At 61.6% G+C, this 14781-nt stretch carries 17 protein-coding genes; 15 read left to right on the top strand and 2 right to left on the bottom strand.

The genetic code is table 11. The features are described from left to right. Positions 1-122: 122 nt before the first annotated feature. Entirely contained in the window at positions 123-1043 is a 921-nt protein-coding gene (locus CZ345_RS09345; RefSeq protein ID WP_077072858.1) for a LysR family transcriptional regulator, read from the bottom strand. A 470-nt stretch (positions 1044-1513) separates the two neighbouring features. On the opposite strand from CZ345_RS09345, the gene CZ345_RS17065 reads away from it, so the two are divergent. From CZ345_RS17065 to CZ345_RS09325, 4 genes are all read left to right on the top strand, one after another. Beyond that, on the top strand, positions 1514-2053 hold the full coding sequence (locus CZ345_RS17065; protein ID WP_162274958.1) for a glycoside hydrolase family 108 protein: 540 nt from the start codon (positions 1514-1516) through the stop codon (positions 2051-2053). A 127-nt stretch (positions 2054-2180) separates the two neighbouring features. Then, positions 2181-2345 (top strand): anaerobic ribonucleoside-triphosphate reductase, encoded by a 165-nt coding sequence (gene nrdD, locus CZ345_RS16640; protein WP_077072856.1) that lies wholly within the window; start codon positions 2181-2183, stop codon positions 2343-2345. 336 nt (positions 2346-2681) lie between these two features. After that, entirely contained in the window at positions 2682-2894 is a 213-nt protein-coding gene (locus CZ345_RS09330) for a hypothetical protein (RefSeq protein WP_077072855.1), read from the top strand. Position 2895: 1 nt separating this feature from the next. After that, positions 2896-3126 (top strand): hypothetical protein, encoded by a 231-nt coding sequence (locus tag CZ345_RS09325; protein ID WP_144277305.1) that lies wholly within the window; start codon positions 2896-2898, stop codon positions 3124-3126. Positions 3127-3348: 222 nt separating this feature from the next. Here CZ345_RS09325 and CZ345_RS09320 read toward each other — a convergent pair whose 3' ends face one another. Next, complete coding sequence (locus CZ345_RS09320; RefSeq protein WP_077072853.1) at positions 3349-3609, bottom strand: Lar family restriction alleviation protein; 261 nt, start codon at positions 3607-3609, stop codon at positions 3349-3351. A 101-nt stretch (positions 3610-3710) separates the two neighbouring features. Between CZ345_RS09320 and CZ345_RS09315 the strand changes: the two genes are divergently transcribed. From CZ345_RS09315 to CZ345_RS09255, 11 genes are all read left to right on the top strand, one after another. Beyond that, on the top strand, positions 3711-4199 hold the full coding sequence (locus CZ345_RS09315) for a hypothetical protein (protein ID WP_077072852.1): 489 nt from the start codon (positions 3711-3713) through the stop codon (positions 4197-4199). Positions 4200-4655: 456 nt separating this feature from the next. Beyond that, entirely contained in the window at positions 4656-4859 is a 204-nt protein-coding gene (locus CZ345_RS16635; protein WP_144277304.1) for a hypothetical protein, read from the top strand. After that, a complete protein-coding gene (locus tag CZ345_RS09305) occupies positions 4859-6118 on the top strand; it encodes a terminase large subunit domain-containing protein (protein WP_204224249.1) in 1260 nt (419 codons plus the stop codon). Before CZ345_RS16635 ends, CZ345_RS09305 begins: the two co-directional genes overlap by 1 nt. After that, entirely contained in the window at positions 6118-8163 is a 2046-nt protein-coding gene (locus CZ345_RS09300; protein ID WP_077072849.1) for a portal protein, read from the top strand. The genes CZ345_RS09305 and CZ345_RS09300 overlap by 1 nt, the downstream gene beginning before the upstream one ends. Positions 8164-9044: 881 nt before the next feature. Further along, a complete protein-coding gene (locus tag CZ345_RS16890; RefSeq protein ID WP_154674808.1) occupies positions 9045-9200 on the top strand; it encodes a hypothetical protein in 156 nt (51 codons plus the stop codon). Between the two features lie 166 nt (positions 9201-9366). Further along, positions 9367-10164 (top strand): hypothetical protein, encoded by a 798-nt coding sequence (locus CZ345_RS09280; protein ID WP_144277303.1) that lies wholly within the window; start codon positions 9367-9369, stop codon positions 10162-10164. Between the two features lie 166 nt (positions 10165-10330). Continuing rightward, a complete protein-coding gene (locus tag CZ345_RS09275) occupies positions 10331-11317 on the top strand; it encodes a hypothetical protein (RefSeq protein WP_144277302.1) in 987 nt (328 codons plus the stop codon). Next, a complete protein-coding gene (locus tag CZ345_RS09270) occupies positions 11314-11589 on the top strand; it encodes a hypothetical protein (protein ID WP_077072843.1) in 276 nt (91 codons plus the stop codon). Before CZ345_RS09275 ends, CZ345_RS09270 begins: the two co-directional genes overlap by 4 nt. 241 nt (positions 11590-11830) lie before the next feature. After that, entirely contained in the window at positions 11831-12205 is a 375-nt protein-coding gene (locus CZ345_RS16630; RefSeq protein ID WP_144277301.1) for a hypothetical protein, read from the top strand. Between the two features lie 340 nt (positions 12206-12545). Then, on the top strand, positions 12546-13502 hold the full coding sequence (locus CZ345_RS09260; RefSeq protein WP_077072841.1) for a hypothetical protein: 957 nt from the start codon (positions 12546-12548) through the stop codon (positions 13500-13502). A gap of 249 nt (positions 13503-13751) precedes the next feature. Further along, positions 13752-14711 carry a DUF5309 domain-containing protein gene (locus CZ345_RS09255; RefSeq protein WP_077072840.1) on the top strand — a complete coding sequence of 320 codons (960 nt, stop codon included), beginning with the start codon at positions 13752-13754 and terminating at the stop codon, positions 14709-14711. Positions 14712-14781: the final 70 nt, after the last annotated feature.

Raw genomic sequence — 14781 nt, 5'->3', positions numbered from 1 at the left:
GGAAGAAAGGGAAAGCCCCCGGTTGCGGGGAGAAAGGCTGCGCGAAGGCGCCGCCCTGAGGATGAGGAGGGCATGGAGGCGCCCCTTCCCCGGGATGCTTTCAGAGGAAGGGGCGCGGGAGGTCAGGAGGCGGGCGCATGTTCCTGCGGCTGCTCGGGGTAGACGAGGCGCAGATAGTCGAAAAAGGCGCGCGCCGGAGAGGAAAGGAGCTTTTTCCTGCGGCTGAGTATGCCGAGGGTGCCGATGGCGAAGATATGGTCGATATTGAAGATGGTGTAGTCATCCGCCGATTCCAGCGGCGTGAGCGGAGGAGCGATGCACGCGCCTACTCCCTGCCGGACCAGTTGCAGGGCAAGAATGAAGTTGTTGATGGCGATGACCACGTTTTCCGGTTGGGGCAGGTCGGGCGTGGTGGCCAGAATGGGGTTGACGTAGCCGTCGAGGGTGAGGGCGATGAAGGGCAGGGCGCAGATGCTCTTCCAGTCCGGTCGGGGAGGAAGCTTGTAGGGGTTGCCCTTCGGCGTGTAGAGAAAGGCGGAACTGCGCCGAAGTTCCGTGAACTGGATGAAGCCCGGCACTTCGCGGTAGATGGTGAGTCCGAAATCCGCCAGGCCGGAGGCCACGAGCTGATGAACGTGCTTGGAGGATGTGGCGTCCAGGGAAAAGTGGACGTCGGGGTGAAGCCTGCGGAAGTTCAGGATGTGGAAAACCAGTTCGTGAGCGAGCCTGTCCAGACAGGTGAGGTAAATGGTGCCTTCCAGAGGGCGTTCGGCGTTTTCCCCCTGCCTGAGCCTGTCGAGAGCGTCGAGTATGGGCAGTACGGCGTTTTTCAGCTGCATCCCTTCATGGGTGGCCGTCATGCCCGTGCTTGTGCGTTCGAAAAGAGTGCGGTTCAGTTCCGTTTCCAGTTTGCGGATCTGGTAACTGACGGCGGAGGGGGAAAGGCACAGCCTTTGTGCGGAACGCTGGATGCTGCGCGTTTCCAGAACCGACAGAAACGTATGTATCCATTGCAGCAGATCGCCGCTGAACGGGTGTTGCATGTCTTCTCCTTGCCGGAAGGAGGCTTGCGGGAAAGGCAAAGTACCTTTCCCTTTCCGGCGAAAACAGCGCCTTCTGTGTTCAGCATAGACAAGAACGGCGCGGGAGACAATGGGGAGCGCAGAGAAAGCGCGGCGTCGGAGAGGATATGCCGCCTTCTGTTTTTGAAGGTTATGCGGGGCGCCGTCCGGGTGAAGGGGAAGATGGACGGAAGGAACCGCCGGAGAGGCCGCTTCTGCTTTGGGCGCTCCGGTTCGGAGGGGACGGCGGAATACCGGAATCCGCGTCGGGCCGGGACCGGAAGGCGGCTTTTCTGGTGTCGGGAGAGGACCGGGAAAGCCCGGAAGGCGGCTTTTTCGCAGGCGGGTTCCTTCTGCGGGAGGCGTCGGGGCACGGGAAAAGGCGCGCCGCTCCTTTCTCCCCTGTGCCGCGCATGGGCGGGCTGCTAGGCTCCGGGAAAAAAGGAGTCGGCATGAACGGTTTCAAGAAAGCACACGCCTTCACCTCGCGCTGGGAAGGCGGATTCGTCAAACATCCTTCGGACCCGGGCGGCGCGACGAAGTACGGCGTTTCCCTTCGTTTTCTGCGTGAACAGGGGCTGGACACGGGCGATGTGGACAGGGACGGCGACATCGACGAAGAGGACGTGCGCGCCCTTACGCCCGCCCTTGCCGCGCGCGTTCTGCGCCGCAACTTCTGGGATGTGTTCCCCCTCGACAACGTACAGCCTCTGTGCGCCATGGTCGTGTACGACACGGCCGTGAACATGGGCGTTTCCTACGCGAAGAAGATGGCGCAGCAGGCGCTGGGACTTCAGGCGGACGGGCGCTGGGGGCCCCTTACCTGGGCGGCGCTCAAAAGCTGCGACGACAGAAAAACCGCCGCGGCCATGTGTCATATACGCCGTGCGCGCTACTGCGAACTGGCCTGGAACAATCCCGCCCTGGCTCCGTTTCTGAACGGCTGGCTGCGCCGCGCGGATGCTCTGGAAGAGACGGTGGAGACGGCTTAGGGCGCCTGGCGCGCGTTGCGGCAGGCGTCGTGAGGCGGGAAGGCCTGAGGATTTTGCGTTCAAGTCCCTTGCCGTTGCGCAAGGAGGCGGAAAGGCCCCGTGGCGGGGCCGGGAAAAGGGGGAAAGCATGGACAGACAGGAGAGCGTGGGCAGGGGCGTGCCCTTTGAGCGCATACGGCGCATTACCGGCTACCTTGTGGGTACGACCGACAGGTTCAACAACGCCAAGCGCGCCGAGGAGCGCGACAGGGTGAAGCATTGCGGCATGGAACCTTTTGTCCCCCGACCATGAAGGAGGGGAAGAGGGCTTCGTCGGCTCTCCGGGCAGGGGCCGCAAGGTGTTCCGGGAAAAGGCCCCGGCAGACGGGATGCCCTTCCGGCACATGGGGCGTTTTTTTCCCCCCGGGCCGGTGGGCCCTCTGAGAAAAGGCATACCGCCCTTGCGGCAAAGGTTCGCGCGGCCTGCGGAGGAAGGTTTTTGTTCCGCAGGCAGGGGAGAGCCGCTGACGGCGGCGCAGGCTCCGTGCCGCGTGCGGCGGTTCTGCATGGCCGTATCCGTACTGGCGCACGGAACGAACGCATGGGGTGCCCGTAGAGACGGGACTCATATCACCAGGGAGCAAGAGGAATGGAAGAGATGATTATGGACGTATGCGGCGAATACGCGGCGCTGGTTTTTGCCCTCATGGGGGTGTGCGCGGCCGTGGCGGCGCTTCTGCCCGCGCCCTCGGCAGAGAGCGGCAAGGCATACCGCGTGCTGTACAGGCTGCTCAACGTGCTGGCCGTGAACGTGGGCCGAGCGAAGAACGCCGACGATGCGGCGCAGGAAAGGAAGGGGTGATGTGGAGGGTTGGGCCGCACTCATTGCCGCGCTGCTCGAAGCTGGGCTGCGCCTTCTGGAAAGGCTGGATGCGGAGCGTGCGGCCGGTTTTCGCCGCCGTGCTGCTTCTGACGGCACAGGGGTGCTCCTTGCCCAGCTCAACCCCGGCGGAGATTCCGCCCCTGCCCGTACTGAGCAGTCTGCAGAACATGGACCGGAACGGGCAGGCGGGCGTGTGGATGAGCAGCGATGACGCGGGCCGCCTTGCGCTGTGGATATACGGCGTGACCGGAGAGAACGGCCGCTGAACAGGGGAACCGGTATCCGGCGCTGCGCCGTTCCTGAAGGAGCGGCTTTTCCGCCGGAGCGGCCGCGGCAGACAAAGCGCGGGGAGCGCGGAGGCCGGCTCCCCGGGAGGCCGGCTCCCCGGGAATGCGGAGGCGCGCAGCGGCGCCTGCCGGACGATACGGCGGCGTTACGCGCCTCCGTTTTCGCGTTCCGCTTCCTCGCTCATGGCCTTGATGCGTTTTGCCATGGCGCGGCCCCAGGGGCGGGAAATGCAGTGGCTGCATATTTTGAGGCAGAGGCCGTTCCAGGCGTTTTCCGCTTCCTCCCTGCTTTCCGCATGGGGGCCGGTCATGCCGCAGTTGCGGCAGCCGACGGAATAGATGTTCCCCAGAATGTCGATGATGCCGGTATCTTCCGACTCGCAGTAGGGGCAGGCGTGTACGATCATGCGTTCTCCTCGGAGGGTTGGAAATCAGAGGCAATTAGCGTGTATAACATGAAAAATAGACTGTTGGCGAGTGTAAAAAAAATCACGAGTCAGGGGGTGCGGTGAGTCAGATCGGATCGGACGGCGCGGAGCACGCCGCGGAATACATCGGCGCGGTACGGGGAGCGTGGCCGCTCGCGCTCATGGCCGGAGCCGTGGCTCTGGCCTCTGCCGCAAGGCAGCTCAAACGCGGCTATAAACAGCGTTCCTGCAGGGACAGGGCGGCGACGGTGTTTCTGAACGCGGCGCTCACCACGTCCATGGCGGTAAGCTGCGCGCTGCTGCTGCCGCTTTTCGTGCCGGAGGTCACGCCGGAAATGCAGGTGGCGGTTTCCATGGCCGTGAGCGGACTGGGCGGGGAAACGGTAAAGCTGTGGTTTCTGAAGAAACTCGGCCTGTCGGTGGTGGATCTCATGAATCCCGACGATATCAACGACATACGCAGAACCATGCCGCCGGAACTGCGGAAAAGGCATGTGGAGCATTGCCCCTTCCGCGGGGATGAATGTCTGACCGTGGATGCGGAACGGCCTCAGGCAGGCGGAGCGTGAAAAAGACCGCATGGATTGCGGAAGGCGGCACATGTTCCGGGCACATGCCGGAGCCTTGCCGTGCCCGGAAGCGAAGGAAAGGCCATGGAGCAGGAAACGAAGGACAATACGGCGCGTAAGGCGCCGCGGAGGGCTGCACGCACGGGCGCACGCCGTGCAGAAGCGGCGCAGGGGCAGCAGGAGGGCGCTTTCCCGGACAGCGCGGAGCGCGGAGCGCGCGCTCTTTTGCCGGAAGCGCCGCGCCGGAGGGAAGGCGTGGGGGAAGCCGCGTCTTCTCCTGCCCGGAAGGGGAAAGGGAAAACTGCCGCAACGGAAGATGCGGGAGGTTCCGGCAGGGCGGAGGGGAGCGCTGTTTCTTCTGCCGCCCCTCCCGGCCGGAGAGCGGCCGCGCGGAAAAAGACTGCGGGAAATGCCGGAGATGCGGAAGGCGGTTTTGCGGCCGTGCTCGGAAGACTTATGGAGATGAGCCTTGAGGAGGTGAACGCCCTTGAGGATGTTTCCGTGCGTGTGGCGGTGTGCAGAACCATGATTTTGAAGGCGGCCGGAGGGGAAAAGTCCGCCGCGGACTGGGTGCGCGACACGCTGGGGGAAAAGCCCGTGAACAGGGGCGGATTCCCGGGTGCGGAGAGCGTGAAAGTGATTCTGTTCGGTGAGGGATGATGGAAGTGAGGATCCGCCTGCGGCCCTGGCAGAAGAGGGCGCTGGAAAAGCTCGATACGCGCGACTACGGCGTGCTCATCTGCCACAGGCGTTTCGGCAAGACGGTGCTTGCCGTGGCGAGGCTGTGCCGCAACGCCGCGCAGGGCGGTTCCTCCTACCGAGGGGCGTATATTGCGCCCACCTGCCGACAGGCCAAGGATGTGGCCTGGGACTATGTGAAGAGGATAGCCCTTGCCGCGGGGGCGAAGGTGAACGAGGGCGAGCTGCGCGTGGACTTTCCGAACGGGGCGCGCATACGCCTTTACGGCGCGGAAAACCCCGACTCGCTGCGCGGGCTGAACCTGTGCGACGTGGTGTTCGACGAAGTGGCGCAGATGCCCTATGCCATGTGGTCGGAAATCGTGCTGCCCATGCTGCTCGCCACGCACGGCAGGGCGCTCTTTCTGGGTACGCCCAAGGGCAGAAACGCCCTGTGGAAGGTGTGGGAGAACGCAAGGCTCCACGAGGAGAAGTGGGCCGCGCTCATGTACCGCGCTTCGGAAACGGGCATTCTTTCCGAAGAAGACCTTGCCGTGGCGAGGCGCGAATCGAGCGAAGCGGAATATGAACAGGAATACGAATGTTCCTTCACCGCGGCCGTTACCGGGGCCTATTACGGCAGGCTCATGGAACAGCTCGACAGGGAGGGGCGCATCGCCTCCGTGCCGTACCGGCCGGGGTTCCCCGTGATGACGGCGTGGGATCTCGGCTTTTCCGATTCCACGGCCATATGGTTTGCACAGCTGGTGGGTTCCGAGGTGCATGTCATCGACTATTATCAGGCCTCCGGCGTGGGGCTGGAACACTATGTGCGCGAGCTTCAGAAACGGGGCTATGTGTACGGCGAACACCTTTTTCCCCACGATGCGGCGGCCTCGGAACTCGGCACCGGAACCACAAGGCTGGAAACGCTGCGAAGGCTCGGCGTGCACGGCCGCGTGCTGCCCATGACGCGGGTGGACGACGGCATCAACGCCGTGCGCCTTCTTCTGCCGCGCTGTTTTTTCGACGCGAAAAAATGCGCGCAGGGGCTGGAAGCCCTGCGCCTTTACCAGCGCGAATGGGACGACAGGGCCGGGGATTTTCGCGCAAGGCCCCGGCACGACTGGACAAGCCACGGGGCCGACGCCTTCCGCTACCTGGCCATGGGCGTGGAGAACACGGCGGGGCGGGGAGAGTTTCAGAAACTGCCGCCGCGTAAAAACCTGAGAGTGTGCTGATGGACGACAAAAAGGACAGGGTACGCCGCATCATACTGCGGGAAATGGAACAGTGCATGGGGCGCGAGGGGTCGAAGCTTTCGGCGGAGCGGGCCGCGCTCAAGCGCAGGTATCTGGGCTGCGGCTACGGCGTGGACGGGGAACGCGAGGAGAGGGGCTTTTCCACCTACGTCGACCGCACGGTGATGGAAACCGTGGAATGGGCCAAGCCCGGGCTCATGCGCGTGTTCTGCACCGATGAAATCATCCGCTTTGAACCGCGCACCCCGGCGCAGGAGCAGGCGGCGGACGATGCCACCCTGTACGTCAATCAGGTGGTGTTCGGCCGGAACATGTTCCGCCTTGTGCACGACGTGCTTTCCGACGGGCTGTACCAGCGCGTGGGCTGGTGCATCGCCCATTGCCCGGAAAGGGAGGAAACGCTTCTTCTGCAGTACGCCGGGCTTTCGGAACAGGAGGCCGTGGCCCTTCTGGCCGATCCTTCGGCGGAAGGGGAGGCGGCGGGCGAGCCTCGCGTGGAAAGCTGCGCCACGCCGCAGGGGGTGCGCTACGACATTTCCCTGCGCCGGAAGGTGAAGCGGCGCGACATACGCATCGACCCCGTGCCTTCGGAAAACGTCATTCTTTCCGCCGATGCGCAGGATGTGGAAAGCGCCCGCTTCATTGCCTGCTGGGAGAAGAAGACGGCCTTCGACCTGCGGAAGGAAGGCTACGACCAGGAGCTCATCGAGAGCCTGCCGCCCATGGCGGAAGGGGACGAAATGCCGGAAACCGGGGCAGGCCTTGCCGTGAACGACGAGGGCGGCCGGAATTTCGGGGGCGACAGGCGGGAGTACCGGATTTACGAGGCATGGTTCGACATGGACCTGAACGGCGACGGCATGGCGGAAAAGGTGAAGGCCACCTTCTGCGGAGAGGCGGAGGCCTGCCGCGTGCTCAAGGTGGAGGAATGGCCGCTGTACCGTGCGCCGCTTTTTTCCGCCTGTTCCGTGCCGTTGCCGCATCAGGCCGTAGGGCTGTGCCTGGCCGACCTTGTGACCGATGTGCAGGATCTGCGCACCGAAATGACGCGCCAGTATCTGGACAGTCTGGCCCTCGGCAATCAGGGCGAGCTGGTGGTGAACGAGGGCATGAGCGGCAGCGTGGAATACGACAGCCTTCTTGCCCGCGGCGTGGGGGCGGTGCACCGCGTGAAGGGCGACGCCACCATCACGCCCCTGCCGGTGGCGACCTCTTCCGGCGAGGCCCTGCAGGGGCTTGAGATGAGTTCCGCGCTCATCGAGCGGCGCACGGGGGTGTCGAGCCGTACGCAGAGCCTTCAGGCCGATGCGCTGCAGAACACGGCCACAGGGGCGAGCATTATGGAAGAAGCCGTGAATCAGCGCCTGGAACTCATTGCCCGCGTGTATGCGGAAACCTTTTTCAAGCCTCTCGGCCGCTATATTCTGCACCTTCTGCACCGCTACCACGACAAGGCCGTGCAGCTCAGGCTCAAGGGGCGCTTCATGGCCTTTGATCCGCGCAGGTGGGACCCGGACATGGATATCGCCGTGGCCGTGGGCCTCGGCACGGGCAACCGGAGCAGGCTTGTGGCCGCGTACCGGCAGATTCTGCAGATTCAGCAGGACTTCATGAACAGGCTCGGAAAGAACTCTCCCGTGCGCCTGTCGCATCTTGCCTATCCCTGCCGTAAAATGGCGGAAGCGGCCGGTCTGGAATCGCCGGAAAGGTTCTTCGGAACAGAGGAGGACGCGAAAAAAGCCGAGGCCGCCATGCTGAACGCGCCTGCCCAGCCTTCGGCGGAGCAGCAGAAACTTCAGCTGGAACAGCAGAAGTTCGAGCTGGAACGGCAGAAGGCGCAGACGGAAGCCCGGCGCAGGGCCTGGGAAACGCAGAGCAGGATGGCGCTGGAGAAGCAGAAGCTGGAAGGCCGTCTTGCCTTGAAGGCCATGGAAATGAACATGGAAAAGGAACTGGACCAGACGCGCCTTGCCATGGGCGAAAAGGGAAGCGAACTGACGAATATCAAGGGCGTCGGGCTTTAGCCGGAAAAGGCCGGGCAACCGGCCTGAACCCCGGCCCGGAAAAAACGCGCCCCGGCCCGGAAAAAACGCGCCCCCGGAACAAGCCCCCCGTCGTAACAGTTCGGAACCTGCCGGAAAAGACCGGATAAAACAACAAAAACGCCGCTTGGCTCCTTCCGGCGGGAAGCCGCGGAAGCACGGCGCGAAAACGGCGTTCCTGCCTGATGATGCGAAGAAAAGGAGGAAACCATGCCGGAAATGCGGGCTTCCGGCATGGGCGTTTTTTGCCGCACACGCCGTTTCCGGTCATGTATGCCGCCGGAAACATCACCGGCGGTCAGCTCAAAGATATCATGGGAGGAAAAGAATGACGCACGAGGAGAGGAGGAACGCGCCGGAAGGGGCAGAGAGGANACGCGCCCCCGGAACAAGCCCCCCGTCGTAACAGTTCGGAACCTGCCGGAAAAGACCGGATAAAACAACAAAAACGCCGCTTGGCTCCTTCCGGCGGGAAGCCGCGGAAGCACGGCGCGAAAACGGCGTTCCTGCCTGATGATGCGAAGAAAAGGAGGAAACCATGCCGGAAATGCGGGCTTCCGGCATGGGCGTTTTTTGCCGCACACGCCGTTTCCGGTCATGTATGCCGCCGGAAACATCACCGGCGGTCAGCTCAAAGATATCATGGGAGGAAAAGAATGACGCACGAGGAGAGGAGGAACGCGCCGGAAGGGGCAGAGAGGAGAGGTTGAACGGGAAGTTCAGGAAAAAGGCAGAGAAGAAGGCGTGTGCGCCGTGAGGGCATTTTTTGACGATGGCGTGCCGTAAGCGCAGGGGCAGGCCGGACAACAGGCCTGGAAGTCACGGACGGAAGCCCGGCTCAGGAATGTTGAGACGCAGAGCAGATGGCTCTTGAAAAACAGAAAACGGAAGTTCGTCCTGCTCTCAAAGCCATGGAAATGAACATGGAGCAGCAGTTTGATGTGGAAGAGCTCCGTGCAGGTGGACATGGCTCCGGGCCGACGAATATCCGCGATGTGGGGGGAGTGAGATGGACCTGAAAAAATTTGGCGGCCTTCTGGGGATTATGGCCGGAGCTTCGTTGCCGGATGACGCGGAAGGCGCGGTAAGACCGGATATTCTGGACGTGGTAAAAAATGCTGTTGCTGGCAAGAGGTACGCGGGGAAAAGGCGGGAACTCTGGAGAGTACGAATGCAGCTCAGCTGTTGGAAGATTCTGCAAAGTATGGCGGAAATTTAGGATACTTCAATGACCACGGGCTTGTTCAACGTTTCAAGAAAGATGGTTGGACGTCGGAGCAGATAGCAGAAGGATACCGGGGAATTTATGATTCTCCGAATACGGTGGTTATCCCTAATGTCCTTGGTAAAAACCCTGTAGCTCAAGAAGCATTATGGAATCCTGTGGGAAGCCATGACCGGTCATGGTACATGCCTATTCTACCATACAAAAGAGGTTTCCAAACCGTTACCATGTACGATCCGAAAACCTCAAAGGTAGAACATCTGTTGAAGGAAAGAGGGTACTGGGAGGGCGGGCCGAACTCCTCCATATTCCCACCTTCGCCAGGGAAGATGCCTGCGGAGCAGGTTGGCAGCGGTCCCATTTCTGCTGTCAGCACCCCTTTTGAAAGCACCTTACAGGAACAGTTGAAAAAGCTCAAGCTGAAAGCTCCTGCCGTTGCGGGTGCGGGCACAGGCGCAGGGCTTGCCTCATGGCCTGCCGATGCTCCGGGCTGTGTGAACCGTGAGCCGGGACTGGAAACTTCGTTTTTTGATCCCGTCGACATGCTGACGGCGGGCATCGGCGTGTCCGGCATGAGAAAGGCTCTGTCCATGGTCATGGAACCGGCTGTTGCTTACGGCATGGAGAAGACAGGTAACTGGGTCGGAAACAGAGTCAAAGGACTGCTCGAATACTTTATGGGGATGATGAATGACGCACGAGGAGAGGTTGAACGGGAAGTTCAGGAAAAGGCAGAGAAGAAGGCGTGTGCGCCGTGAGGGCATTTTTTGACGATGGCGTGCCGTAAGCGCAGGGGCAGGCCGGACAACAGGCCTGGAAGTCACGGACGGAAGCCCGGCTCAGGAATGTTGAGACGCAGAGCAGATGGCTCTTGAAAAACAGAAAACGGAAGTTCGTCCTGCCCTCAAAGCCATGGAAATGAACATGGAGCAGCAGTTTGATGTGGAAGAGCTCCGTGCAGGTGAACATGGCTCCGGGCCGACGAATATCCGCGATGTGGGGGGGAGTGAGATGGACCTGAAAAAATTTGGCGGCCTTCTGGGGATTATGGCCGGAGCTTCGTTGCCGGATGACGCGGAAGGTGCGCCCGCCATCAAGGGGTTTGCCGAGATGTACGACAGGGCCGTGAGGGCGGGAAGCAAAAAGATGATGTACGCCGGAACGTTGGAGCCGGAGGTGTTTGAGCGGGCGGCAAGGCGCGAGCCAGCGATTACCAGAAATGTGGTCAAAGTAGGTACACACGGCGGGCAGGCGCGCATGGCCACGGGAGAGATGGAGCCGCTGGAAGTGGGGCGGCATATCGAGAATCTGCTGAACTCCGGTGAAACGCGGGTGCTGCCGAATTTTCCGGGCAGGAACTTCCAGAACAACGCGAAAGGAATGTTCTATCTGAACGACGGAAAAGACGTTGTTTCGCCGTTTTCCGGCGGAAATCGCGGGGATGTGGTGCTGAGAACCGTGTTTCAGCCGGACCATGAGAAAAGAAAATTTATTGAAGGCTATCTGGGGAGGCCCCTATCTCCCATATCTGGTATCAGGAACAATGTTCCTGCCAGTGCGCAGCCACCGGGACTTTCTGCTGTCAGACAACCTTCGATGAAAGACAGTATGCCTGAAATACCAACTTCCGGCAAGAGCAAACTTCCTGCCGTTGCGGGTGCAGGCACAGGCGCAGGGCTTGCCTCATGGCCTGCCGATGCTCCGGGCTGTGTGAACCGTGAGCCGGGGCTGGAAACTCCGTTTTTTGATCCCGTCGACATGCTGACGGCGGGCATCGGCGTGTCCGGCATGAGAAAGGCTCTGTCCATGGTCATGGAACCGGCTGTTGCTTACGGCATGGAGAAGGCAGGGAACTGGGTCGGAAACAGGGGCAAAGGTCTGCTCGAATACTTTATGGGGGATGATGAATGACGCACGAAGAACGCATGGAAGCCCTTGAGGCCGGGCGCATTTTGCAAAGCCGGGTATTCCGGCGTGTATTCGACAGGCTGGACGCCAAATATGTGCAGGCATGGCGGGCAGGCTCCGACAGTATCAAGCGTGAGGACTGGTGGTATATGCAGCGGGCGCTTTTTGCGGTGAAAAAGGAACTTTTTCAGGAATTGCAGCGCGCCGCAGTCTCGGAAAAAGGGAAGGATGACGTGTTGAACGCGGCTTTGGAGGCCGCAAAGGGGAGGGAGTGAACGGGAAATTCAGAAAAGAAGATGGAGATGACGAAGGGAGCCTCGGGAAGCCGGGCGGCGAAAAAAACGGGGGCAACCATGCAGAACGCCCCGTATGACCGTGTCTTCCGCACGATGAGGGAGGAAGACGGCAGACTTCAGGAAAGGCCTGCTGCCTTGGTTTGCCGCCGCCGGCGGCGCTGCGGCAATGCTGAGCCCGGACGAGGCGGAAGCGGCAGTATATTCCAAGGAGGGGCGGCGGTTGCTGGATTTACTTAATAAGGCGGCAGTGGGCGAACTTTCTGCGGATGAACCGGTGTTTGAATTTTTGGAAGAGTTGCCAAAAGAAATTTTTGAAGCGGCGAAGAAAGATAACGCAGCTTTTAAGACCCCTGAACTGGCAGCGACTCGTGATACTATTCAACATTACTGGAATTTTCGGCATACACAGATGTCGAATCAAAAAATTGAGGATAGAGTAGAGACTCTTACTGCTGGAGATGGACGTTTTTACGTTCGTGCTCATATGCCATATCCTGAAAGCATGGCAGTGTCAGGGGAAAACACCGGAACGAGAGGTTCATTGCATCCTTCGGAAGAATTCCCCCTGTCTCTACCAGGTGAACCCCATAAATAATAAGCGGCTCCTCAACATGAAGAGCCGCACCTGGGGAACGCCGGATGGTTCCGCCTTCCATCCTGTGGCAAATGAAACATCTCCGTTATTGGAGAGGCCGACGCAGCGAGCGATCTCTGCTGACGGCGTCCCCTATACCTTCGCCATATCAGACACGGCCATGCTCCCAAGGGAGCACCGCCCTTTTGCGCGTCGCCTCTCTCCGGGGAAGGGAGGCGACGCGGAAGCGTGCGTTTCGGCAGGAGGGACGAAAATCTTCCCTTCCGCCGTGTGCCGCGGCTGGAGAAAGGGGTAGGGATGAAGTGCTGAACGCGGCGACTGAGGCCGCAAAGGGGAGAACATGAGCGAGGATTTCAGGGAAGAAGGAAGAGAAGAAGGCGTGTACGACGTGGACGCCGTGGCGGAGCTTTTTGAGGAGGGAGCGGCGGAAGAGCCGGGGGAATCTTCCGGCGATGCGGAGGATGTCGGCGGAGAGTTTCCCGCCGGGGAGGACGGAGCCGGGCCGCAGCGTGCGGAGGAGCCCGGAGCGGAAGAGAGCCTGCCCGACGTGCCCATGCCCGAAGGCTGGGAAGAATCCGTATGGCAGGGGCTGGGGCCGGAAGCGAAAAACGCGGTCAACGCCCGCGAGCAGGCCCATGCGAAGGCCGTGGCCGATGTACGCGCAGAACAGCTTGAGGAGAGAAAAAGGCAGGAAGCCTTTGCCGTGGAGGCCAACGCCCAGATACAGCAGGCTCTTTTCGCCATGCGGCGCATTGTGGAAGGGGAATACGGCCTTGTGGACTGGAACGCGCTGGCAAAGAACGACCCCGCCGCCTATGTGCGCCTTCAGCAGGCCTATCAGGCCCGTATGGAGGCCATAGGGCGCGTACAGCGGGGCGTGGCACGGCAGGTGCGGCAGTACGAAGCGGAGAGGGCGGCCGAGGCAAGGAAAGCTCTGGCGGAGGAAGCCGCCATGGCGCGGCCGGAAATTGCGGCGCTCATGGGCGCGGGGTTCAACGGAAAAGCCTTTGCCGCAGAGCTGGCATCCTACATGGCGGAGCAGGGGTGCCCGCCGGAAGCCATACACGGACTTTCCAGAGGGTATGAACTCAAGCTGGCGACCAAGGCCATGCTGTACGACAGACTTCAGGCCCGCCGCGCGCAGGCCGTGAAAAAGGTGGCGGAAGCCCCCCGCGTGCAGGTTCCCGGGGGAGGCTCTTCCGTGGAGAACGGCAGGGCGAGGAAGGCCCGCGAAATGCTCGGCAGAAACCCGGACAGCACCGACGCTCTGGCCGCGCTGTTTGAAGCGACCATGTAGGGGCGGAAAATGCGGCCCTTTTCCGAAGGGCAAGGCTCTGCGGAAGGGGACGGCCGCGGAACGGGGGCGGCGTTTTCAGAAAAAAGCCCCCGGCCGGCATTCGGGCGGCCGGGCCGCAAGGAGCGCATAGCCGCAATTGACTTGCGGCGTACATGCGGCGACGCAGCGTGCATGTTCTGCGGCAGTACGGCGTGTCCCGGAATGACGGGCCGTTTCATCGGAACAACATTAAAAAAGGAGGCAGGCAGCATGGCAAACGTGGTTTCCGGCCAGCTCAAGGACGCAAACGTCAAGGGCAAGCCCCGCGACCTTATGGACACCATTTTCAACGTGGCTCCCACGGATACGCCGTTCCTCACCATGTGCGGCAAATCCACGGCGAGCCAGACCCTGCATGAATGGCAGACGGACACGCTGGCGAGTCCTGCGGAAAACGCCGTGCCGGAAGGGGCGGATACCACGACCTTTTCCGAAAGTTGCACCACGGAGCTTTCCAACAGAACGCAGATTCTCAAAAAGGCCATCAACGTGTCCGGCACGGCGCAGGCCGTGAAGCAGGCGGGCGTGAACAGGCAGTACGCCTACCAGATGGCCCTGCGTACCAAGGAACTCAAGAAGGACGTGGAATATGCCCTTCTGCAGAACAAGATGTCCCGCGCGGACAACGGTTCCACGGAAGGCCGCCTCATGACGGGCCTGCCCTGCTGGATGCAGACCAACTACGCCACCGACGGCGGCACGAAGGCCGACGGCGCAGGTACGGCCTGCACCGCGGGTACCACCCGCGTGCCTACGGAAGCCATGCTCAAGGCGCTTCTCACGGACATTTACAACGCGGGCGGCAACCCCGACCGCATCATGATGGCCCCGGATATCCGTGTGAAGATGAGCGAGGTGCTTTCCGGCGGAGCCACGAAGATGGAAAGGGCCGAGAAGAAGAAGGCCACCGCCGTCATCGACGTGTATGTTTCCGACTTCGGTTCCCTCAAGCTTGTGCCCAACCGTGTGCAGGCCTTTGAACCCTTTTCCAGAACCTGCGCCTTCGTGCTCGACCCGCAGTACTGGAAGGTGGCCTACCTGCGCCCCTTCCGTGAGGAACGCCTCGCCGTTACCGGCGACAGCCTGAAGGGCCATGTGCTGGTGGAATGCACGCTGGAGGCGAGAAACGATGCTTCCTCCGGTGTGCTGGCCGACCTGAAGTCCGCATGACGAAACCCTTCGCAAGGGCGCGCGGTTATGGCCGTGAGCCTTCCGACGGCGAAAGGCAGCCTGTTTTCCG

It is taken from the genome of Mailhella massiliensis (assembly GCF_900155525.1).
In the GTDB taxonomy this organism is placed as follows: Bacteria; Desulfobacterota; Desulfovibrionia; order Desulfovibrionales; family Desulfovibrionaceae; genus Mailhella; species Mailhella massiliensis.
The sequence above is the reverse complement of the archived record's forward strand: the minus strand, read 5'-3'. Positions and strand labels throughout refer to the sequence as shown.

Coding starts and splice junctions, on each gene's coding strand:
- CZ345_RS09345 (WP_077072858.1), bottom strand. CDS start 1,043: ATGCAACACCCGTTCAGCGGCGATCTGCTGCAATGGATACATACGTTT.
- CZ345_RS17065 (WP_162274958.1), top strand. CDS start 1,514: ATGAACGGTTTCAAGAAAGCACACGCCTTCACCTCGCGCTGGGAAGGC.
- nrdD (WP_077072856.1), top strand. CDS start 2,181: ATGGACAGACAGGAGAGCGTGGGCAGGGGCGTGCCCTTTGAGCGCATA.
- CZ345_RS09330 (WP_077072855.1), top strand. CDS start 2,682: ATGGAAGAGATGATTATGGACGTATGCGGCGAATACGCGGCGCTGGTT.
- CZ345_RS09320 (WP_077072853.1), bottom strand. CDS start 3,609: ATGATCGTACACGCCTGCCCCTACTGCGAGTCGGAAGATACCGGCATC.
- CZ345_RS16635 (WP_144277304.1), top strand. CDS start 4,656: ATGGAGATGAGCCTTGAGGAGGTGAACGCCCTTGAGGATGTTTCCGTG.
- CZ345_RS09305 (WP_204224249.1), top strand. CDS start 4,859: ATGGAAGTGAGGATCCGCCTGCGGCCCTGGCAGAAGAGGGCGCTGGAA.
- CZ345_RS09300 (WP_077072849.1), top strand. CDS start 6,118: ATGGACGACAAAAAGGACAGGGTACGCCGCATCATACTGCGGGAAATG.
- CZ345_RS16890 (WP_154674808.1), top strand. CDS start 9,045: ATGGCTCTTGAAAAACAGAAAACGGAAGTTCGTCCTGCTCTCAAAGCC.
- CZ345_RS09275 (WP_144277302.1), top strand. CDS start 10,331: ATGGAGCAGCAGTTTGATGTGGAAGAGCTCCGTGCAGGTGAACATGGC.
- CZ345_RS09270 (WP_077072843.1), top strand. CDS start 11,314: ATGACGCACGAAGAACGCATGGAAGCCCTTGAGGCCGGGCGCATTTTG.
- CZ345_RS09260 (WP_077072841.1), top strand. CDS start 12,546: ATGAGCGAGGATTTCAGGGAAGAAGGAAGAGAAGAAGGCGTGTACGAC.
- CZ345_RS09255 (WP_077072840.1), top strand. CDS start 13,752: ATGGCAAACGTGGTTTCCGGCCAGCTCAAGGACGCAAACGTCAAGGGC.